The 259-nt window shown below is 69.9% G+C and carries 1 protein-coding gene; it reads left to right on the top strand.

The window, feature by feature from the left end:
* Positions 1-16 precede the first annotated feature (16 nt).
* The coding region (locus Q4528_RS14570; protein ID WP_303522366.1) for a chorismate mutase at positions 17-259 on the top strand (243 nt) is incomplete at its 3' end.

Here is a 259-nt window from a genome sequence, read left to right as displayed (position 1 = left end):
ACCGTAGGCTAGGGGCATGATTGACGACCCGGCCGCCGAGACCGGCCAGAACCCGGCCACCGGATACGACCCGCACGCCTCCTCGCTCCTGGGCGAGGCCGATCCGGCGGTGCTCGACGAGCTGTATGCGATCCGCGGCAGCATCGACAACTTCGACGCCACCCTGGTCTACCTGCTGGCTGAACGCTTCAAGTGCACCCAGCGGGTCGGCCGGCTCAAGGCCGAACACGCCCTGCCCGCCTCGGATCCGGGCCGGGAG

Source organism: Staphylococcus pasteuri, assembly GCF_030547725.1.
In the GTDB taxonomy this organism is placed as follows: domain Bacteria; phylum Bacillota; class Bacilli; order Staphylococcales; family Staphylococcaceae; genus Staphylococcus; species Staphylococcus pasteuri.
This window is presented reverse-complemented; position numbering and strand designations above follow the sequence as displayed.